The sequence below is a fragment of the Halobacterium jilantaiense genome, assembly GCF_900110535.1.
GTDB lineage: Archaea > Halobacteriota > Halobacteria > Halobacteriales > Halobacteriaceae > Halobacterium > Halobacterium jilantaiense.
The window spans coordinates 2,798,443-2,819,980 of record NZ_FOJA01000001.1 but is presented as its reverse complement, the minus strand read 5'-3'; the positions used below and the strand labels follow the sequence as shown (position 1 = coordinate 2,819,980).

At 68.4% G+C, this 21,538-nt stretch carries 16 protein-coding genes; 6 read left to right on the top strand and 10 right to left on the bottom strand.

The features are described 5' to 3' along the window. A partial coding sequence (locus BMW35_RS14725) for an MMPL family transporter (protein ID WP_089670303.1) occupies window positions 1-2,870 on the bottom strand: 2,870 nt, incomplete at its 3' end. Window positions 2,871-3,166: 296 nt separating this feature from the next. Between BMW35_RS14725 and BMW35_RS14720 the strand changes: the two genes are divergently transcribed. From BMW35_RS14720 to BMW35_RS14710, 3 genes are all read left to right on the top strand, one after another. Continuing rightward, window positions 3,167-4,966 (top strand): DEAD/DEAH box helicase, encoded by a 1,800-nt coding sequence (locus BMW35_RS14720; protein ID WP_089670302.1) that lies wholly within the window; start codon window positions 3,167-3,169, stop codon window positions 4,964-4,966. Further along, complete coding sequence (locus BMW35_RS14715) at window positions 4,959-5,231, top strand: DUF8152 family protein (RefSeq protein WP_089670301.1); 273 nt, start codon at window positions 4,959-4,961, stop codon at window positions 5,229-5,231. Before BMW35_RS14720 ends, BMW35_RS14715 begins: the two co-directional genes overlap by 8 nt. A gap of 146 nt (window positions 5,232-5,377) precedes the next feature. Further along, window positions 5,378-7,081: a methyl-accepting chemotaxis protein gene (locus tag BMW35_RS14710; RefSeq protein WP_089670447.1), complete on the top strand. Its 1,704-nt coding sequence runs from the start codon at window positions 5,378-5,380 to the stop codon at window positions 7,079-7,081. A 33-nt stretch (window positions 7,082-7,114) separates the two neighbouring features. Here the strand turns inward: BMW35_RS14710 and BMW35_RS14705 are convergent, their stop codons facing one another. The 4 genes from BMW35_RS14705 to BMW35_RS14690 all read right to left on the bottom strand — a co-directional run bounded on the left by BMW35_RS14705 (window position 7,115) and on the right by BMW35_RS14690 (window position 11,455). Next, window positions 7,115-7,552, bottom strand: coding sequence for an SPW repeat domain-containing protein (locus BMW35_RS14705; protein ID WP_089670300.1), 438 nt, complete (start codon window positions 7,550-7,552; stop codon window positions 7,115-7,117). A gap of 190 nt (window positions 7,553-7,742) precedes the next feature. Continuing rightward, window positions 7,743-9,173 (bottom strand): dihydroorotase, encoded by a 1,431-nt coding sequence (locus BMW35_RS14700; RefSeq protein WP_089670299.1) that lies wholly within the window; start codon window positions 9,171-9,173, stop codon window positions 7,743-7,745. A 240-nt stretch (window positions 9,174-9,413) separates the two neighbouring features. Continuing rightward, entirely contained in the window at window positions 9,414-9,830 is a 417-nt protein-coding gene (locus BMW35_RS14695; protein WP_089670298.1) for a hypothetical protein, read from the bottom strand. 47 nt (window positions 9,831-9,877) lie between these two features. Further along, window positions 9,878-11,455, bottom strand: a complete 1,578-nt coding sequence (locus BMW35_RS14690; protein WP_394327258.1) for a uracil-xanthine permease family protein — start codon at window positions 11,453-11,455, stop codon at window positions 9,878-9,880. 171 nt (window positions 11,456-11,626) lie between these two features. Between BMW35_RS14690 and BMW35_RS14685 the strand changes: the two genes are divergently transcribed. The 3 genes from BMW35_RS14685 (at window position 11,627) to BMW35_RS14675 (ending at window position 15,124) form a co-directional block, all read left to right on the top strand. Then, window positions 11,627-13,555 (top strand): CocE/NonD family hydrolase, encoded by a 1,929-nt coding sequence (locus tag BMW35_RS14685; protein ID WP_089670297.1) that lies wholly within the window; start codon window positions 11,627-11,629, stop codon window positions 13,553-13,555. A 181-nt stretch (window positions 13,556-13,736) separates the two neighbouring features. Beyond that, complete coding sequence (locus BMW35_RS14680) at window positions 13,737-14,624, top strand: FAD binding domain-containing protein (protein ID WP_089670296.1); 888 nt, start codon at window positions 13,737-13,739, stop codon at window positions 14,622-14,624. After that, window positions 14,621-15,124 (top strand): SRPBCC family protein, encoded by a 504-nt coding sequence (locus BMW35_RS14675; RefSeq protein WP_089670295.1) that lies wholly within the window; start codon window positions 14,621-14,623, stop codon window positions 15,122-15,124. Before BMW35_RS14680 ends, BMW35_RS14675 begins: the two co-directional genes overlap by 4 nt. 15 nt (window positions 15,125-15,139) lie before the next feature. Here BMW35_RS14675 and BMW35_RS14670 read toward each other — a convergent pair whose 3' ends face one another. From BMW35_RS14670 to BMW35_RS14650, 5 genes are all read right to left on the bottom strand, one after another. Then, complete coding sequence (locus BMW35_RS14670; protein WP_089670294.1) at window positions 15,140-17,605, bottom strand: xanthine dehydrogenase family protein molybdopterin-binding subunit; 2,466 nt, start codon at window positions 17,603-17,605, stop codon at window positions 15,140-15,142. Beyond that, window positions 17,606-18,136, bottom strand: a complete 531-nt coding sequence (locus tag BMW35_RS14665; protein WP_089670293.1) for a (2Fe-2S)-binding protein — start codon at window positions 18,134-18,136, stop codon at window positions 17,606-17,608. It abuts the gene before it with no gap. A gap of 68 nt (window positions 18,137-18,204) precedes the next feature. Then, window positions 18,205-19,353 (bottom strand): XdhC family protein, encoded by a 1,149-nt coding sequence (locus BMW35_RS14660; protein ID WP_089670292.1) that lies wholly within the window; start codon window positions 19,351-19,353, stop codon window positions 18,205-18,207. 115 nt (window positions 19,354-19,468) lie between these two features. Next, the gene (locus BMW35_RS14655; protein WP_089670291.1) at window positions 19,469-20,233 is read right to left on the bottom strand and encodes a cyclase family protein; all 765 of its coding nucleotides are present in this window, start codon (window positions 20,231-20,233) and stop codon (window positions 19,469-19,471) included. A gap of 38 nt (window positions 20,234-20,271) precedes the next feature. Next, window positions 20,272-21,474, bottom strand: coding sequence for a CaiB/BaiF CoA transferase family protein (locus BMW35_RS14650; RefSeq protein WP_089670290.1), 1,203 nt, complete (start codon window positions 21,472-21,474; stop codon window positions 20,272-20,274). Window positions 21,475-21,538: the final 64 nt, after the last annotated feature.

Genomic DNA, 21,538 nt, shown 5'->3' with positions numbered 1-21,538 from the left:
ATGCCGAACTGCTGGAGCGGCGGCAAAATGGCGAACGCCAGCACGCCGAAGCCGCCGACCGTCGTCGCCGCCGACCCCAGCAGCGCACCGCCGGTACCCGTGACGGCGCGGTTCATCGCCGTCCACATCGAGTTCGTGCGTTCGAGCTCCTGGTTGTACCGTTCGCTGAGGTGGATGCTGTAGGCCACCCCGAGCCCGACGGTCAGGCTCGTAATCATCCCCGTGAGGATGTTGAACGGGATGTCCAGCAGGTACATCGTCCCGAGAATCCAGGACACGCTGAACACGACGGGCAGCAGCGTCACCGCGCCGAGCGTCGCGCTTCCCTCCGTGATGCGGTAGGTCAGCATCAGGAACGCGAAGACGGCGACGAGCGTGATGAGCAGGCTCTCGATGACTGTCTCCAGCAGCTGGTCCTGCACAATCTTGAACAGGATGGTCTGTCCCGTCGCGGTCGCCGTCAGGCTGCTCTCCGACTCGATGCCGTCTGCGACGGCGCGCATCTCGCTGGTGACCTCACCGCCCGACGCGCCACCGCTCGTGGAGACGACGAGTCGAGCGGCGGTGTACCCACCGTCGTCGGTCTGCTGGACGATCCCTGCCGCCTGCTGTGGGGCCGTCGCGAAGAGTTCCTCGAACACGGTCTCGAGGTTCTGGTCGGGGATACCGTCGCCGTCGGTGTCAGCGTCGGCGAGCGTCTCCGCGAACGCCTCGTCGTTCGCTGCGACCTGCTGCATCACCGACAGCGGACTGCGGATCTCCGCGTCGCCGTTCGAGAGTTTCTGTGTGACTTGGCTCGACGACGCCGTGTCCACAGCCGTGTCGATGGCTGCCAACGCTCCCGGTTCCGTCAGGTCGCCCTCGGCCAGAATCTGGGCCTGGGAGTCCTGCCGGAGGAAGTTCTCGTTGACGTACTCGAGGTTCTTCTTCGCCGTGTACTCACCGGGCGCGAACGGCTCGGGGAGCTGTTTCTGCCAGTCTGCGGGGTCTTCCGCGAGGAAGTCTTCCTGATTGAACGACGTGTCGACCTGCGCCCCGCCGAACGCTGCCGAACCGCTGACGACGACTGCGAGAGCGAGGACGACGAACGGTGCCTTCCGCGCGGCCGTGGCACCGGCCGAGAGCACGTCGCTGAATCGGCCGCCGCCGGTGCCGAACGCGCGCTTCTTGCGGTCCCAGCCCCGTCCTTCGAGGAACGAGTCGATCTCGAGCTTGAGCGCCGGCATGAGGACGCCGAACACCAGCAGCGCCGCCGAAATCCCGACTGCGCTGACGACGCCGAACTCCTGAATCGGTGGCACCGGGCTCGTCAGATTCGAGAGGAACCCGATGACGGTGGTCGCGGTGACCCAGATGAGCGCCACGCCGACACCCGTGAGCGCGACCTTCATCGCGCCGGCCGCAGTGCTCGGGGTGTCGTCGTTGTGTCGCTCTTCGCGGTGCCGCATGAAGATGTGGATGGCGTAGTCGATGGACAGCCCGATCAACAGCACGGGCACTGCGATGAACAGCTGGTTGAACGAGATGTTGGCCCAGCCCATGAAGCCGAACGTCCACACGAGGACGACGCCGATGCCGAACAGCCCGAGCAGGATGTCGATGACGTCGCGGTAGGCGATGGCGAGCGCCAGGAACACGAACAGGATTGCCAGCGGCCCGACGATGAGCAGGCTGTCAGTCATCGACGAGTTGATCTCGTCGCTGATGATGCCCGTCCCGAACGCGAGGACCTCCGTGCTGTCGATGGTCTGCTTGGCGAGGTCCTGCATGGCGAGCTGGGCGTCGACGAGCGCGTCAGAGGCGGCTCCTGGCCCGCTCCCGCCGGACTGCTGTGTGACCAGCAGCATCGTGGCGTTCGTCGCGGTGTCACCGGGCTCGTAGTACGTCGGCATGAACGCGAGCGCGCCCGCCGACTGTCCCTCACCGCTGAGCGCCGCCTCGATGACCGCGTCGATCTGGCTGGCGTTCATCGACTCCAGTTGCGTCACCTGCTCGTCGAGCGACGCGCTGGACGCGTTCCGGAGTGCGGCGCGCTGTTCTTCGAGAGTCGCCGCCTGCTGCTTGAGGGTCGCCGCCTGTTCTTCGAGCGTCGCTTTGCGCTCTTCGAGCGTCTGCGCGCGCTCGCTCAGGCGCTGGAACTGGTCGGCGAGAACGCCCTGCGTGCCGAGTTCGTAGGCCTGTCGCGCTTCCTGCTGGGACGTCGCGTCTCGGAGCTGGCCGGCCGCGCGCTGGAACGTCGCGTAGTCCTCGTCGGTGAACTCGACCGACGTCTCGGCGGTCACCTGCTCGAACTGCGTCCGAACGTCGGCGTTCGGGTTCTCGCGCAGCGCGTCCAGGGCGCTACGGAGCCCTGCCGCGGTCTCGTTGAGCGTCTGGCTGCGTGCGTCGAGTTCGGCACCCAGCGCTGTGAGTGCGGCCCGTTCCTCCTGGACCGTGGCGTTCAGCTCCTGCAGTTCCGCCGCGGTGGCACGCACGTTCTGTGCCTGCTCCTGCTGAATCGCACCGACGGCGACGACGTTCGCCACCCCGTACGCCGGCCGGTCCTCGGTCAGCGTACTGTTGATGGTGTCGTTCTGCAGGAGCGCTTGCTCCGTCCGCAGCTGGTCGAGGAGCGCGTCCTTCGAGAGGACGTTCTCGCCGCGGAGGATGAGTTGCGTCGACGTCGTGTTCTGGTCGCCGGTCTCGAAGTTCTCGTTGATGTAGTCGAGTTTCTGTGATTCGGTCGTGTCGCCCTGGAACTGGTCGAGCGAGGAGGACTGGTCGACCATCCCTGCTCCTGCTCCCGCGACGACGGTGAGCACGAGCATGACGGCGATTGCGGCGCGACTGTGTTCGGTGATGGCGGTGCTGAGTCTGTCGATCCAGCTCATTCCGCCACCCCGCGGATTTGTGTTTGTACTCTCATACTGACAGCGTTTCCAGTCGAACATCCGTCCGAGCGGTACATAAACACGTCGGATTTGAACGAACGTTCAGTAGATAATCGGCAGGGAGTGCCGGGACTTCGCCGCGCACCCTCCGCTCGCGTGCTCCGGAGCGTCACTGTCCGGGCGCGGCCGGCTGTGAGACCGGAATCCGGCCCACCTGACCCCCGCCTCGTCCCCGCCTACGTCGTCGAGCCAGCGAGCCGAAATCCGTTTTCCCGTCCGCGACCTACCCGGTGCCAGTGACCGACATCTCCAAGGACCGATTCCTCGATGCCCTGGAGGGCGTGGGGCGGCCGGTGGCGACGGCCGACCAGGTCGCCCGCGAACTCGACTGCACGCAGGCCGAAGCCGCCGAGGGGCTCGCGGCGCTCGTCGACGAGGGCGAAATCGAGCGCGCCGACGTGGAGACCGACCCCGTCGTGTGGTACCCGCGGGACTGGCTGGAACTCACGGACCGCGAGCGCGTCGTGCCGTTCCCGGACCGCCGCGAAATCGTCGTCGACCAGCCGAGCCAGCTCACTCGGGCGCAGCTCTCGCGGTTCGCGCACCTCGCGGACACCACGCGAACCGGGAGCTACCGCTACGAGATTCGGGAGGAGGACGTGTGGGCAGCGCCGTTCGACAGCCTCGACGACCTGCTGGCGGCGATGGACGAGGTTCTCCCCCGGGACCTGCCGGGGCTCACCGAGTGGGTGCGCGAGCAGTGGACGCGCGCGACGCGGTTCCGCCTCCGGACCCACGAGGACGGCTACGTCGTCCTCGAAGCGAACAACGAGAGCCTGCTGGGGAACGTCGCCGAGCAGAAACTCGCAGACGACGTGCTCCGGGCACCCATCTCGGACACCGAGGCGTGGGTCGCCGAGGAGAAGGTCGCCGAACTCAAGCGCACGCTCTACGAGGCCGGCTACCCGGTCCAGGACGACCGCGACCTGGAGTCTGGCGAACCGCTGGAGGTCAGCCTCGACCTCGAACTCCGGGAGTACCAACAGGACTGGGTCGACCGCTTCGTGGACGCGAGTTCGGGCGTACTCGTCGGGCCGCCGGGCTCCGGGAAGACGGTCGCCGCGATGGGCGCGCTGGAAGCCGTCGGCGGCGAGACGCTCGTGCTGGTGCCGAGCCGCGAACTCGCGGCGCAGTGGCGCGAGGAACTGCTCGCGAACACGAACCTCACCCGCGACCAGATCGGAGAGTACCACGGCGGCGAGAAGCACGTCCGACCGGTCACCATCGCGACCTACCAGACGGCGGGGATGGACCGCCACCGCCACGTCTTCGACGACCGCGAGTGGGGGCTCATCGTCTACGACGAGGTCCACCACATCCCCGCCGAGGTCGCGCGGCGGTCGGCGAGCCTCCAGAGCAAGCACCGCCTCGGGCTCACCGCCACCCCGGTCCGGGAGGACGACAAGGAGGCGGACATCTACACGCTCGTCGGCCGCCCCATCGGCACCGACTGGGACGCGCTGTTCGACGCCGGCTTCGTCGCCGAACCCGAGGTCGAGATTCGGTACGTGCCGTGGCGAAACGACGACGACCGCTACGAGTACGCGTCTGCGGGCGGCCACACGCGCCGCCGGCTGGCCGCCGAGAACCCCGCCAAAGAGGACGAAATCGAGCACTTGCTGGGTCAGCACGCGGACAAGCAGGCGCTCGTGTTCGTCGACTACCTCGAACAGGGCGAGCGCATCGCCGAGCGCATCGACGCGCCGTTCGTGAACGGCGAGACGCCGCACAGCCGCCGCGAAGTGCTGTTCGACCAGTTCCGGACGGGCGCGCTGGACGCGCTCGTCGTGTCGCGCATCGGCGACGAGGGCATCGACCTGCCGGACGCCGAGTTCGCCGTCGTCGCCTCCGGGCTCGGCGGGAGCCGCCGGCAGGGCGCGCAGCGTGCGGGCCGCACGATGCGGCCCGGCAGCCAGTCGCTGCTGTTCGTGCTGGCGACCCGCGGCACTGAGGAGGAAGACGACGCCCGCAGCCGGATGCGGCACCTCTCCGCGAAGGGCGTTCGCGTGACAGAGTCCGGGGCCGACAGTGACTGACGACGACGTTCGCGCGCTCCACGACCACCTCGCGGCGACCGGGGAACTGCCCGTCGAGCGGACCGCGAGCCACTACCTCGGGGAGGCGGAGGCGGTCGTCGCCGACGCGCTCGCGCCGAACGCCAGCGAGGACGTGGTTCGGCGTCGAGTGGTGCAGGCCCGCGACCTGCTGGGCGAGGTCGAGGAGACGGGCGACGATCGCGCCGACGACCACGTCGACGCGGCGCGCGAACTGTGCGCTTCGATTCTCGGCGGCGGAGACTGACTCGTCCGCGGCGACGCCGGTGAGCGCGGCGGCCGTGACTTGGCGGCCGGCTGTCGAGCACTGGGGCTATCACGCCTGAAAACCCGGGGGCGTAGTTTATGTGGGGTGTTCACGATTGGCTCGACGTTCGAGGCGACGGGACACTCATGTTCGAATTCATCACGTCCCTGGTGCCCGGGACGACCGGCGCGGCGACGCCGGCCGACCCCGACCAGGGCGAAACCGAGCGGGACGACGACGCGACCACCCGCCAGGAGTCGTACACTCACGACGGCCACGACCCTCGCGAGTGGGAGACTGAGGACGGCCACCGACCGGAGGCCTGGCGGGAGGCGACCGACGTCGGGTCCGTCGCCGAGAGCTTCCTCACGGGCATGGGCTACCCCGTGTTCATCGTGGACGGCGACGGCTACTTCACGAAGCTCAACGAGGAGGCCCGCGAGCTGTTCGGGCGGGAGCCCGGCCAGCTCTACGGCGACTGCCTCTTCGACTACGACGAGGCCGACAACTCCGTCATGCGGTCGGTGCTGGACACGGGGGAGGCGGTGCGGAACCGCAGGGACACCGTTCACGCGGGCGGCGAGGAGATTCCCGTGAACCGCACCGTGTTGCCGTTCTTCGGGCCGGACGGCGAGGTGGTCGGCGCGCTCGAAATCAACGAGGACGTCTCCGAGCGCGTCGAACTGGAGGCGCGCGAGGACCGACTGGAGGCCTACCAGACCGAAGTCGTCGACGAACTGAAGACGAGTCTGGACGCGCTCGCCCGTGGTGACTTCACCGTCGCCCCGGACGTCCGGGAGCCCGACGCCGACTTCGACGCCATCTGGAACGTCTACCGGGAGTTCGACGAGATGGCGTCCGACCTCGCGTACGCCGTCGAGAGCACGCGGGAGACGCTCCGGGAGGCCCGCGGTCACGCGGACGAACTGGAGGCCATCGCGGCCTCCCTGAGCGACGCGAGCGTCGCGGCCAGCGACGCAATCCGCGAAATCGAGGAATCCAGCGACACGGTCGCGGGCGTCGCCGGCGAACAGACCGAGGCCGCCGAGCGCGCCGAAGCGAACGTCTCGGACCTCTCCGCGACCGTTGAGGAGATTGCGGCGACCGCCAAGGAGATCGACGAGCTCGCCGCCGATGCCAACACCCTCGCCAGCGACGGCGCGACCGACGCCGAGGACGCCATCGAGCGCATGGAGTCAGCCATGGCGGCCTCCGAGCGCAACATGGAGGTCGTCGACTCGCTGGAGGCGCGCATGGACCGCATCAACGAGATGACCGAGATGATAGACGAGATCGCCGACCAGACGGGGATGCTCGCGCTGAACGCTAACATCGAGGCCGCTCGCGCCGGGGAGGCCGGCAGCGGGTTCGCCGTCGTCGCCGACGAGGTGAAGGACCTCGCGGAGGAGTCGAAGGACGCGGTCGCCGAAATCTCGGAGACCGTCGACGACCTCAAGGACGGCATCGACCAGACCGCCGACGCCATCCACGACTCGAACGAGGAGGTCCGCGCGGGCGCTGACGCCGTCGAAGACGTGGTCGAGGCAATCGAGGACATCGAGGGAGCCATCGCGGAGACGAGCCACGGGCTCGGCGAGATTACGGACGCGACGGAGGACCAGGCGGAAGCGGCCGAGACCGTCCACCACCTCGTCGGAGAGGTCGCGGACGCCAGCGGCGACGTCAGCAGCCGGATGCAGGCGGTCGCCGAGAGCGTCGAACGGCAGCGCGACTCCGTCACCGACGTCGCCGACCAGTCGGGCGAGGTCGACGACGTGTCCGCGGAGATGGCCGACAGCCTCGCGGCCTTCCGGCTCGCCGACGACGAGTCCGCGAGCCTCGACGAGTAGGTCCGCGTCTCGTTCTGCGGTCGGCCGCGGCGGTCAGGTCCGGGCGGCGCTGCGGTCGGGCGCGCTGGCTCTGTTGTTCGCGTAGGCGTTGTACGCCGCGAGGACGGTCACGACGAGCCCGCCGGCCATGGTCGCCGTCGCGAGGTCGTCGCTACCCATCTCGACGAACGTCGGTGACGCGAGCGCGGCGATGCCGAGCAGCGCCGCCAGCGCCGCCGCGCCGGTGCTCGCGAGTCGGTTCTTCGACAGCCGGTAGAAGTTGTACCCCGCGAGCAGGAAGACGGCGGTGCCGAGCATCGTGTCGTTCCAGACGGCCGCGTCCGTGGACTCGAAGACGAAGGGGTACGCCACCAGTCCGAGGCCCGCGATGGCGACGAGGGCACTCACCCACTGCATGGTGCTGGTGTCGAGGGTGTCTCGCGTGCGGTCGGTGTCGCGCGTCGATTCGGGGTCGGTCTGGGTGTCACTCATTGGCACTCACGTACTGCTCCGCCGGGCACCGGCAAAGCGAGCGTGCTTGCACTCGCCGTGCGGCCTTGTGGTGGTCGCTGTGGCGGCGAGCTAACTGCTCGCGGGAGTGCAGCACTGTCGGGGCGGACGGCGCTCGTGTCAACTCCGACTAGAACACTCGAAAACCGGGGGGTCAGTTCGGACCGTCGACTCACGCACGCGGCACGCCGTTCTCGTGGCGCGGCAGGTAGTCCCGTCCGCCCTTCTCGACCTGAAGTTCGTCGTCCTCGACGACCACCTCGCCGCCGACGATGGTGTGCGTCGGCAGGCCCGCGAGCTCCTCGCCGTGGAACGTCGAGTACCGGGGCTCCATCGTGTGGTAGAAGTCGTCGTCGACGACCTTGCTCTTGTCCAAGTCCACGACGACCATGTCGGCGTCCGAACCCTCGACGAGCGCGCCCTTCCGGGGGTACAGCCCCCAGCGCTTGGCGTTGTTCTCGGCACAGACCTCGACGAGGCGCTCCATCGAGAGGCGGTTCTTGTTCACGCCCTCGCTCATCATCACGGGCAGGAAGTACTCGATGCCGTTGTTGTCGCCGGGGATGGCGTCCCAGATGTCGCCGTGCTTGCCCGTGTCTTTCTCCTTGTACTCGATCTTGTGCGGGCAGTGGTCGGTCCCCATGTACTCGACGGTGCCGTTGCGCAGTCCCTCCCAGAGGCGCTGCTTCGACGCTTCGCCGCGCAGTGGCGGCGAAATCTTCCCCCAGGTGCCGAGGTCCTCGTCGTCGTTCGTGTGACAGAGGAACGCCGGCAGCGTCTCGGCGTGGACGTTCACGCCCTGGTCCTGGAATCGCTCGCAGATGTCGACGCCCTCGCCCGTCGACATGTGGACGATGTACGACCGGGAGTCCGTCAGTTCGGTCATCCGAGCGATCTGCTCGATCTGCATCGCCTCGCAGATGTTCGGCGCGCTCTCGGACCACGCACGGAGGTCGTTGCGGCCCTCGGCCTGCAGTTCCTGGCGGCGCTCGTGGGCGATGTCCTCGTTCTCGGCGTGGAACATCACGACGCCGTCGTTGATGTCCGAGACCGTCGAGAGGAGATTGTAGACGCGCCCGGCGTCCGAGTGTTCGATGCCGAGTTCCGGCGCGGCGTGCTTGTACCAGTTGAAGAAGATTTTGTACGACCGGACGCCCTCGTCGGCGAGGGCCTGAATCTCGTCGAAGTGGTGGTCCTTGTGGATGATGGCGTGGTACGCGAAGTCGATGTAGGAGTTCTGTTCCCCCGCCTGCCGGAAGAAGTCCATGTCCGGGACGTAGGGGTCGGGCTGCAGCAGGAAGTTCACGACCGTCGTCACGCCGCCGTGGACCGCGCCCCTGGTCTCCGTCTCGAAGTCGTGTTCGAGGCCCTCGTGGTAGTCGTACTCGTAGCGGGAGAGCCCCCAGTGGACGTGCGGGTCGACGAACCCGGGGACGAGGTAGTTGCCCTCGGCGTCGATGGTGCGCTCCGCGTCGGGGAGGTTCGGTTCGGTTCCGACCTGCAGTATCTTGCCGTCGCGGGCCGCGACACCGCCGTCGAGTGTGCCGGACGGTGTGACCACTCGCGCGTCGACGACCCGGAGGTCTGCCTGCTCGCTGGCCATGTGTGGTAAATTTTCACACAGGACTTAACTCTATGCATGGTACCAAGGGGCAAGCATTAGGCGGCGGCCGTCGAACGAGCTGTGGCACTCACATGCACACACCTGTCTCTCTGGGGGGTGTTGGGATGACGCGGTTCGCCGCAGACACCGGCGACGTGGTGGTGCTGTCGGGAGAGTACGAACTGCGAGCGGGAGAACGCGGTCCGCGGCTCGAACGGGCGTGACAGACGGCCGTCTCGCTCACCGCGGTGCCCGGAGTCCGGTCTCCTCCGCGAGGCGCTCGTGGCACTCCGCGGGGTGTTCGGGGTGGACGGCGAATGGTTTCGCGCGGTCCGCCACGTGGATGACGAGCGCCTGCCGGTCCTGATAGGTGCGGTAGAGGCTGAACAGACCGACGGCCGCGAACGCGACGCCGACGAGCGGGTTTCGGGTCAGCACGACCCAGCCGCCGACGCCGACGAGGAGGAGGCTCAGCACGGCGGTATCCCACGCGAGCACGCGGCGGCCGATGCCCGTGACGGCGTCGTCGTGAAGCTTCACGCGCTGACCGTCGCGGTCGAGGAACACGGCGTCCTCGGAGTAGCCGATCCAGCCGCCGTCCCGGAGCGCCATCCGCGTGATCTCCACGTCGCGGCGCGCCGGGTCCTGTGCTGTCATACTCGAACGAACTCGCGGGTGGTCTTCTGCGTTGGGGCGGTGCGGAGTCAGTCGTTCGCGATGTCCTCGTTGGCGGGCTCGCCGCCGGGCATGAACCGCTCGTGGTACGGCTCGAAGGCGTCCTCGTCTTCGGTGATGTCCTCCCAGGCGGTGAGGCCGCGCTCCTCCGGAGTCCCGGGGATGGTGTTGTCGAGGAGGAACGCCGCGATGCCGCCGACCGCGATTTCGGTGCCCGCGATGATGCTGATGGTCGTCGCGACCTCCGGGATGCCGAGGACGCCGCCCAGCAGCGGAATGTTCGAGAGGCCGGCCTCCATCGCGCCGTTCTCCAGGCCCGCGACGTACTGCGGGATGGACATGCCGGCGAACAGCCCGAAGCCGACGACGAAGACGTTCCGGTTCTGGTTCATGTCGACGTGCTGGAGCTGGCTGAGGCCGACGCCGACAATCTGGGCGAACATCGCGAGGAACAGCCCGCCGACGATGGCGTCCGGGATGGTCGTCACGAACGCGCCGAAGTAGCCGACGTAGCCGACGAGAATCATCACCAGCGCGCCGATCTGGACGACGTAGCGCGACGCGACGCCGGTGATGCCGATGGCCCCGACGTTCTCCGTGTAGGACGTGGAGCCGTTGCCCGTCCCCATGATGCCGGCGAAGACGTTGCCGAGGCCCTCCATGCCGAGGCCGTGGTTGATGCGCTGTCTGTTCGGCGCGCCCTCGCCGGCCATGCGGGCGACGGAGTGGTAGTCGCCGAAGCTCTCGATGGCGGAGGCGAGCATGCCCGCAATCATGCCGGCGGCGAACGACCCGCTGAACAGGGGCATCCCCCACTGGAACGGCGTGATGGCGCGGACGGCGGGCGCGTCGGCGACCGGGCTCAGGTCGATGACGTTGATGACGCCGACGACCGAGAGCCCGGCAGCGATGAGGTACGCGATGGAGAGTCCGAGCAACACTGGGAACAGCTTGAACAGCCGCGAGTAGTCGTCGATGTACTGGGAGAACAGCACGATGAGTCCCAGCGTCAGGCCGACGAGATACCAGTTCTGTGACGGATTCGTGATCTGGGGGACGCTGATGAGCGCCAGCCCGATGAGCGCGATGACCACCGCGATGACTGCGGGGCCGATGTACCGCTTGAGTTTTCCGAAGACGCCGAAGTAGCCGATGAGTACCTCCACTCCGCCCGCGACGATGATAGCGCCCTGTAACTCACGCATCATCACCGTCGCGCTCGCGCCGCCGTCGGAACCGCCCATGACGGTGATGATGGCGAGCGCCGGCCCGAGCATCGAGAACGTCCCGCCCTGCACGATGGGGTACTTGTTCCCGATGGTGGTCTGGGCGAGCGTGGCGACGCCCGACACGACGAAGAACGTTCCGACGAGCTGCGCGGTCTGCGCGCCGTCGAACCCGAGTCCGACCGGCCCCGCGAGCACGAGCGGGATGGCGATGGTCGAGCCGACCATCGTGAGCCAGTGCTGCGTCCCGAGGAAGATTGACTGTATGAGCGGTGGTCTGTCCTCGATGCCGTACTCCACCATGCTCGCCTCGCCGCCGTCAGCTGCCATCTCGGCGTCCTCGGAACTGTGCTCCGTCGTGTCGGTCGTGTCGTCGGTCATGTTGGGTCCTCTCTCGCCAAGCGGACAGCCACCCCGTGCCACGCGCTGTCATACCTGGTGCGTACCCACCTGAACCAAGATACCCCATAAAACTGCCGCAAAATTTGGTGGTAGTTCACGTTGCACACACCCGGGGGAAACGCATTTGCCATGTCCGGTGGTCGGTACCGTATGACACACGCGACCGGCGGCGAGTACGCCGTCCACGCCGACCTCCGGGTGATGGTGGAGACGCGTGACGGCGTCGGCCTCGCCACCGACATCTACCGGCCCGCAGACCCCGAAACCCGGAAGCCCATCGACGACCCGCGGCCCGTCATTCTGGACCGGACGCCCTACGACCGAACCGGGGGACGGCTCCGGCACGGTGAGTGGTACGCCTCCCGCGGGTACGTCGTCGCCATCCAAGACGTCCGGGGGCGCTTCGACAGCGAGGGCGACTTCTACATCAATCGACACGAAGCCGAGGACGGGGCGGACACCGTCGAGTACCTCGCGGCCCAGCCGTACTGCGACGGCCAGGTCGTCACGCTCGGCACGAGCTACGGGGCCTGGGTGCAGAGCGCGCTCGCCACGCAGGACCCCGACGGCCTCGCCGGGATGTTCGTCAACATGGGGGCCGCCAACGGCCGCGAGAAGACGTTCCGGCACAACGGCGCGTTCGAGCAGCGCTGGCTGGCGTGGGCGCTCACGCTCGGAGCCGGGTTCGCCCACGAGAGCCTCGCGGACCCGGCCGTCCAGCAGACGTTCGCGGACGTGGACGTCCGGGAGGTCTTCGAGGACGGCCCCATCCAGCGCGGCGAGAGCGCGCTCGCCGAACTCCCCACCTACGAGGAGTGGGCGTTCGAGATAGCGACCACCGGCTCCGCGAGCAGCGACTACTGGCAGAACCCGAGCGTGAACTTCGAGCGCTACTACGACCAGTCCGCGGACGTCCCCACGGTGTACTCGGGCGGCTGGTACGACTCCTACACGGGCGCGACCTGCGACAGCTTCCGCGGGCTCGCGGACCGCACCGACAGCGACCACTACCTCCTGATGGGGCCGTGGACGCATTTGGCGCGGCTCCCGGGCGGCCACGACCACAGCGAGGAGTTGCTGTTCCCGCCGCTGACGTGGGAGCAGCCGACCGCCGGTGACCTCGCCTTCGGCGAGAACGCCACCCGGAAATACCGAGAGACGCGCAAGCGGTTCTTCGACCACTACGTCTGCGGGATGGACGCCTGGGACCAGCCCCGAGTAGAGTACTTCATGATGGGCACCGGAGACGGCCACAAGACCGAGGACGGAAGTCTCTTCCACGGCGGCGAGTGGCGCAGCGCCGGGGCGTGGCCGCCCGAGGGCACGGAGCTGACGAAATTCTACGCGCACGGCGACGGCACGCTCTCCACCGAGCAGCCGACGGCGAGCGAGTCCTACACGGCCTACGAGTTCGACCCCGAGGACCCCGTGCCGACCATCGGCGGGAACACGTCGTCGTATCTCACGTACGAGCCACGCGAGGAGTCCGTCGAGGCGTACCCGCTGGGCGACCGGAACATCGTCGACTTCGCGGGTCGCGGGGGCTACGACCAGCGCACCGACGAGGACACGTTCGGCGCGAGCGAGCCCTACGGCCCGCTCAGCCGGCGCGACGACGTGCTGACGTTCCGCACGCCGCCGCTGGACGAACCGGTCGAAATCGCGGGCCCCATCCGGGTGCGCGTGTTCGGCGAGACGGACGGTCCGGACACCGACTTCACGGCGAAACTGCTCGACGAGTACCCCGAGAGCGAGGACTACCCCGACGGCTACGACCTGAATCTCTCGGACTCCATCTGTCGGGGTCGGTACCGCGGCTACCGCGACGAACCGGACTTGCTCGAACCCGGGCAGGTGTACGAGTGCTACATGGAGCCCTACGACACCGCGAACGTCTTTGCGGCCGGCCACCGCATCCGGCTGGACGTCTCGTCGTCGAACTGGCCGCGCTTCGACGTGAATCCGAACACTGGCGGCGACCTGTACACGAGCGACGACTACCGGGTCGCGGAGAACGCCGTCCACCACTCCGCGAGCCACCCGACGCACGTCGAACTCCCGATTCGGCCCGGCGAGTAGGCCGCTCCATCACTACCACGTTGTTTGTTACAACTGAACGTGGTATGAATTGTCACAACACTTAATAGCCGACTCCGTCGTACTTCACAGTCGTTCGACCGGGTCCCCGGCCGCACCCACTCATGTGTAGAACGCCCACTCGACCCCACGACGCGACCGCTCACGCCGGAGGTCGACCCCCATGAAACCGGCCGCCTTCGAGTACCACCGCCCGACGACGGTCGAGGAAGCGACCGCCCTCCTCGCCGACCTCGGCCACGACGCCGAACTCCTCGCGGGCAACCAGAGCCTCGGCATCATCATGGCGAACCGCCTCGCCACGCCGGACCACCTCGTCGACCTCGGGCAGGTCGACGCGCTCTCGGGCGTCACCGTCGGCCACGAGGCGGTCGAAATCGGGGCGATGACCACGCACCGCGACCTGGAGTTCGACGACGACCTCCGCGAGGCCGTGGAGATGGTGCCCGAGTCCGCCGAACAGATCGCGGGGCCGTCGGTCCGGAACCGCGGGACGGTCGGCGGCAGCGTCGCCGAGGCCGACCCCGCCGGGAACTACCCGACGGCGTTCGTCGCGCTCGACGCGGACCTCCACCTGACCTCGGCCGACGAGGAGCGCACCGTGCCCGCCCGCGAGTTCTTCGTCGCGTACATGTTCACCGACCTCGGCCCCGAGGAACTGGTCACGGGCGTCACCATCGACCGCGAGCCGTTCCCCGTCGAGCGCACGGGCACGGCCTTCGAGGAACTGAAACGCGGCGCGCAGACGTTCCCGACGGTGAGCGCCGCGACGGCGCTGCGGGTCGACGACCCCGAGGCCGAGGAGCCGACTATCGAGGAGGCGCGGGTGGCGCTGGCGAACGTCGCCGACGTCCCGCTGCACGTCCCCGATGCCGAGGACGCCCTAGAGGGCGGGCCGCTCGACGACGGCGTCGACGCGGCCGCCGAGGCCGCCATCGAGGCGGCCGACCCGTCGCCGGAGATGCACGCCGACGAGGAGTGGAAGGAAGAACTGGCCGGCGAGTACACCCGTCGTTCCCTGCGAACAGCCCACGAGCGAGCGACACGATGATAGAATTCTCAGGCGACTTCGAGTCGGAACACCCCCCAGCCGAACTGTGGCACTACTTCACTGACCCCGGGATTCTGGCGCAGTGCGCGCCGGGCTGCGACCACATCGAGCAGGAGTCCGACTCCGAGCTGTCCGCCACCGTCTCCGTCGGCGTCGGCAGCGTGAAACCGACCTTCGACGTGGACATGGTGGTCGTGGAGGCCGACCGCCCCCACAAGCTGGTGATGAATGCAGGCGGCGACGCCTCCCGGAACTCCTTCGAGGCGGTCGCGGAGATGACCCTCGAAGAACGCGAGGACGGCGGCACGCACGCCACCTGGCACGCCGAAACCGCCGTCTCCGGGCTCATCGCGAGCCTCGGCCAGCGCGCGCTCGGCAGCGTCGCCGACCGCCTCGTGAGCAACTTCTTCGCGGACCTCGAAGCGCTCGCCGACGAGGGCGTTCCCGCGGAGTCCAAAATCTCGGAGAAACCGGACGCGGCGGCGAGCCTCGACGAGTGACGGCGCTCCCGGCGACTACTCCTCGTCCCGGAGCCGACGCCGGACGCGGTGTGGCGTCATCGGAATCTGGTCCGCGACGAAGTCGAACTCGCGGAGCGCGGCGTTTATCGAGGACGCGATGGCGGCGGGCCCGTCTATCATGCCGCCCTCGCCCGTGCCTTTCGCGCCGGTCGCGGTGAACGGCGACGGCGTCTCGGAGTGCTCTAGCTCGATGTCCGGCATGTTCGCCGTCGACGGCAGGAGGTACTCGAACATCGTGATTGCCTTGGGCTGGCCCTCGTCGTCGTACTGGAACTCCTCCATGAGCGCAGCGCCGACGCCCTGTGCGAGCCCGCCGTGGGCCTGCCCGTCGACGATGGTGGGGTTGAGTCGGGTGCCGCAGTCCCGCAGCGAGTAGAACTTCAGGATGTCCACCTCGCCGGTCCTCGTGTCCACCTCGACGATGGGCGCGTTCGCCGCGAACGCGGCCGTCGGGTAGACCGGGAGCTTCTTCGTGAGCGCCTCGTCGAACTCGGGGAGCTCGGTCGTCGGGTGGTCGTAGTCGTACTGGACGCGCGTGAGTCGCTGACCGCGGCCGCGGTCGAGGTCGGCGAGGTCGGCGAGGTCGAGACGGTCGCCGGACCGCTGGCACTCGACGCCGCCGTCGCGGTAGACGATGTCGTCGCGGGCCGACCCGAACGCCTCCTCGGCGGCGAGCTGCCGGCAGTTGTCCCGGAGTTCCGCGGCCGCGCCCTCCGTCGCGCCCGAGAGCATCACCGCCATCCGGGAGGCGGCGGTGCCGTACTCGGTCGGTGCCGTCACGCTGTCGAGGTAGCCGACCTCGACGGCGCTCGGGAGCACGCCGAGTTCGTCCGCGAGCAACTGCGTGACGAGCGTCTGGTGGCCCTGGCCGGACGTGTCCGTGGCGAGGGAGGCCTTGACCGTGCCGTCCTCGTGGAGGTCGATGCGGAGGTGTTCGGGGAGTTCCGCCACGTCCTCGCGCTCGCGCTCCTCGAGGGCCCCCTTCTCGGTGCGCTGGCGGTCCGTCCAGTCCGACCCCGAGACGCCGGGTTCGATGTGGACGGTGTAGCTCACGCCGCGGTACTTCCCCTCGTCGCGCTTCGCCTCGACGACCTCGGGGTCGAGCAGGCCGCCCTCGCAGACCTCCGCCTCCTCGACGATGTCCTGGATGCGGTCGAGGGCCGCCGGGAAGTCACCGGAGTCGTAGACGTTCCCGGTCGGAATCGTGTGCGGCATCTGGTCGGGCTGAACGAGGTTCGCCTGCCGAACGTCGACGGGGTCGACGCCGAGTTCGTGGGCCATCTCGTCGACGGCCATCTCCAGAGCGTGGAGGTGCGCGGGCACGCCGAACCCCCGGTAGGCGGTCTGGCTCGTCTTGTTCGTCGTCACGATCTCGTAGTCGTACCGGACGTGGTCCACGTCGTAGGCGTTGGTCACCACCGAGAGCGGCTTCAGCGCCTGATTCACGGGGTACCGGGGGAACGCGCCGAAGTCGTCGACGAACCACGTGTCGACGCCCCGGATGGTACCGTCGTCGTCGTAGGCCAGCCGCACCCGATACTCGCGGTCCGAGGAGGCCATGTCGCCGCCCTGGAGGTTCTCGACGCGGTCCTCCACGAACTTCACCGGGCGGCCGTCCAGCATCTGGGAAGCGACGGACGCGAGCACGCAGTACCGATGGATTGCGATTTTGGTCCCGAAGCTGCCGCCGACGTCCGGCGGCACCGCCAGATTGACTTTCTCGGGCGGGTAGCCCAGCGTCTCGTAGACCGTGTCGTCGACGAGCGTGTGCAACTGGATGTTGCAGTCCACGTCGAAGGCGTCGCCGTCGGGGTCGTACTCGGCGACCACGCCCGCGGTCTCCAGCGGGACGCCGGAGATGCGGCCCCACGAGTACTCGCCTTCGAGGACGTTGTCGGCCTCATCGAAGGCCTCGTCCACGTCACCGAACTCCATGGTCTCGCCGTCCGGGACGTTCGTGCCGACGTCCTCGTGGACGAGCGTCTCGTCCTCGCGGGCGTCCATCGCGTCCACGACCGGGTCGTGTTGCTCGTACTCGATGTTCACGAGGTCCACGAGGTCCTCGGCGGCGTATCGGTCGGGTGCCACTACCGCGACGACCGGTTCGCCGACGAACCGCACCTTGTCGACGGCCAGCGACCACTCCTCGAACTCGTTGAGGCCACAGGGCATCGGATTGTACTCGGCCTGCAGGTCCTCGCCCGTGACCACCGCGAGGCAGTCCGGGTGGGCTTCGGCCGCGCTCGTGTCCACGTCCACGATGGTGGCGTGGGGGTGGACGCTGCGCGCCAACGCCATGTGGACGGCGTTCGCCGGTGCCTTGTCGTGGATGTACTCGGCGTCTCCGGTGAGAATGCGGCGGTCCTCGACGCGCGCCAGGCCGGTGCCGACGAACGACTCCCGCTCGGTCTCGACGTCCTCGCCGGGCGCAGCCTCGCTGTGTGGCTCCGCGCCCGACATTCAGTCCCCACCCCGGGGGTAGTCCGCGTCGGCGAGTTCGGCCGCCGCGCGGTCGACGGCGTCGTAGATGTTCTGGTAGCCCGTGCAGCGACAGATGTTGTCGGCCAGCCCCGCCTCGATTGCCTCGCGGTCGGGGTCGGACTCGCGGTCGAGCAGTTCCTTGGTCGCCATCACGAACCCGCTCGTGCAGAAGCCACACTGGAGCGCGTGTTCCTGATGGAAGGCCTCCTGGATTGGGTGGAGGTCGCCGTCTTCGGAGAGCCCCTCGACGGTGAGGACTTCCGCGCCCTCGACCTGCACGGCGTACGTGAGACAGCTCTTCGTCGACCGGCCGTCGACGAGGACCGTGCAGGCACCACAGACGCCGTGCTCGCAGCCGACGCGCACCCCGCGGAGACCGCACTCTTCGCGGAGGAAGTCCGAGAGCTTGAGCCGGGGTTCGACCTCGGCGGCGACCGTCTCGCCATTCACGGAGAGCGTCACCTCCCGCGTTGGCCGGTCGAGGCCATGCGAAACGTTCTCACTACTCATGTAAGAGACGGTCGAGAGGGTTGCTCATTATTGTTTCGTCGGAATTCGGGGCAACGGCCCGCTGACACTCACGTGGAGGGGTCGACGCGCGGATGGATGTGCCCGGACTGCTCGCGGAGCCGACCGCCGGCGGCGTCGTTCGCGACCGCCGTCGCCTCCGCCACGATGCTCAACGCGATGCCGGTGGGGCTGCCGTCGCCGAGGTCCAGGCCGACGGGCGTCGACACCCGGTCGAGTTCAGACTGGGTCAAGGCCACGTCGTCGCCGGCGAGCGCGTCGCGGAGCTCGTCGAAGCGCTCGCGCGGCCCCATCAGGCCGACGTACGGGACGGCAGTGTCCCGCAGCAGCGCCTCCAGCGCGAGCCGGTCGTCCACGAGGTTGTGCGACATCAGGACCGCGTACGTCCGCTCGGGTGCCTGCACGTGCTCGGCCACCTCCGTCGGGTGCGTGGCGACGACGCGGTGGGCGTCCGGGAACTGCTCGCCGTCCGCGCGCGCCCCTCGCGAGGACGCCACCGTCACGCGGAACCCAGCGGCCGCGCCGAACTTCGCGACCGTCTTCGCGTCGTTCTGCGAGCCGAACAACAGCAGTTCGGGTGCCGGCTCGACCCCGTCGACGAACACGTCGAGGACGCCGGCTTCGCGTTCGACAGTGACGACGCCGCTGGTCCCCTCCGCCATCGCGTCCTCGGCGGCCGCCCGCAGCGAGTCGAGCGCGTCCTCGGGGACGCCCGGCCGGTCGCTCCCCGACGCGTCACCGTCGGCGGTGACGGTCGTCCGCGACCCCACCGGGACCTCGGGGTCCGCGCTCCGCACGACGGTCAGCGCGGTCGCGGCCTCGTGGTCGGCGAGCGCGTCCAGCAGCGGGTCGTAGGAGTCGTCCAGCGGGTCGACGAGCAGGTCGATGATGCCGTTGCAGCCGAGGCCCAGCCCCCACTCCTCGCCGTCGGTCAGGTCGAACGTCTCCACGGTCGCCGTCCCGGAGTCCCGCACGTCGGCGGCGAGACTGTTCACCGGGCCGTCGAGGCAGCCGGCCGTGACGGCACCCAGCGCGTCGCCGTCCGCCGGTGCCAGCAGCTTCGCGCCCGGCCGCCGGTACGCCGAGCCCTCGACGTCCACCACGGTCGCGACGGCCGCGTTCGCCTCCTCGTCCCGGAGCGCAGCCAGCGTGTCGTGGATGCTGCGGTCGGTCACGCTCCACGGGTCGTCTCGGTCCATGCTACCAGTTTCCAACCGACAACACATACACCTTTCCACGGGTCTGCCCGGGTCGGTCCAGACGTGTCTCTCGTCCCGGTGACACCGCCGAGAACAGCCGGTCCGGGTCGCGGCCCTACGCCTCGGTGAACGCGACGCAGCGACAGACCGAGGACTCGCCGCCCCGGAACCGCCACGGGAAGGTCCCGATCTGGACGCGCTCGTTGAGGAGCTCCTGGGGTACCTGGGCGTTCTCCACGTGGACGATGCCCTCCGGGAACAGCTCGGTGTGCATGAGCTGGTAGCCCTCAGGCGGGAAAATCTCGTCCAGGTCGTCGACGCCGTGTTTCTCGCGGGCTTCGGCGGCGAGTTCCGGCCGGACGTCCCGGATGACGGTGTTCATCGGGTGGTCGGCGCTCCCGCAGTCCAGAATCAGGTACTCCAGGTCCATCTCCTTGCACCAGTCGGCGAACTCCTGATTCGGGCCGGGGTGCTTGCAGAAGAACGCGTGCGGGTCGGCTTCCTCGCGGTGCCAGGCGTACTGCTGGTAGCCCGTGTGGACGAAGAGGATGTCGCCCTTCTGCACGTCGCAGACGTCCTCGACCATGTCGGAGGTGTAGACGTCGTAGTCCCCGACCTTGTCGGAGATGTCCGCCACGACGGCGTCGCCGACGAGCTCGTCGAGGGGCATGCTCTCGATGTCCCGGCCGTGGGCGATGAAGTGCTTCTCGCCGTCGAGGTGGGTGCCCGTGTGGTTCATGAACTCGATCTTCTGGCCGTTCACCTTCTCCGTGTCCAGTGACTTCTCGTACCAGATTTTCGGGTTGTCATAGGTCGGCCACGCCGGCGTGTCCTGCGACCACGGCTGGGTCAGGTCGTGCATCTCGTAGCCGTCGAGCATGAGACCACCGAGGCGAGAGAGCGCCTTAAGCGTGTGTGTCAATCACTACCGAAAACGCCGGCGTCCGCGAGCGCGTCGATTTCGGCGTCGCTGTAGCCGAGCTCCGCGAACACCTCGCGGTTGTGCTCACCGAGTTCCGGCGGCGGCGACTCGAAGCCGGTCTCCGCCCGCTCGTAGTTCAGGGGGTGTTCGACGACGGGGATGGTCTTCCCGCGGGCGTCCATCTCGGTCACCATCCCGCGGGCCTCGGTCTGCTCGTTGTGCAGCGCCTCCTCGACGGAGTAGACGGGGCCGGCCGGGATGCCGGCGTCCTCGACCAGAATCTCCATCCACTCCTCGGTCGTCCGCTGTTCGAGTTCCGCCTGCAGTTCCGCTTCGAGGGCGTCCATGTGCTCGACGCGGTCCGCGTTCGTCTCGAAGCGCTCGTCGTCCGCGAGTTCGGGGCGGTCGATGGTCTCGCAGAACGCCCGCCAGAGCTTCTGGTTCAGGCACGCGACGTTGAGGTGGCCGTCCGCCGTCTCGAACGTCTGGTAGGGCGCGAGCACGGGGTCTCTCGTGCCCATGCGCTCGGGCTCCTCGCCGACGAACACCTGCCCCGCCTGCTTCGTGAGCCACGGCAGCGTGGCGTCCAGCATGCCGAGTTCGAGGGAGTCGCCCTCGCCGGTGAGCGCGCGCCGGTAGAGCGCCGTGACGATGCCGAACGCCGCCCACATGCCCGTGATGAGGTCGGTCTGGGGCAGCCCGACCTTCACCGGGTCGCTGTCGGGCTCGCCGGTCACGGACATGATGCCGCTCATCCCCTGGACGAGCAGGTCGTAGCCCGGGCGCTGGCTCCACGGCCCCGTCTGGCCGAACGCCGAGATGGCGCAGTAGACGATGTCCTCGTTGACCTCGCGGATGTCGTCGTCAGCGACGCGCAGTCTCTCCGCGGTGCCCGGCCGGTAGTTCTGGATGAAGACGTCTGCCTCCTCGGCGAGGTCGTAGAGGGCCGCCAGCCCCGCCTCGGTCTTGAGGTCCAGTTCGACGCTGCGCTTCCCGTAGTTGACGGTCCAGAAGTACGGCGACTCCCCGTCGACGAACGGCGGGCCGGAGTGGCGGTTGTCGTCGCCCGCGTCCGGGCGCTCCACCTTGACGACCTCGGCCCCCTGGTTGGCGAGCATCAGCGAGCAGAACCCGCCGGTGACGAACGTGCTCAGGTCGAGGACGGTGACGCCGTCGAGTGCGCGTCCATCGTGAGTCATACCCACACCAGTTGCGCGACGGCGGCATAAATCATTGCGAGCCCCGGGACCGCGAGCCGGCGGT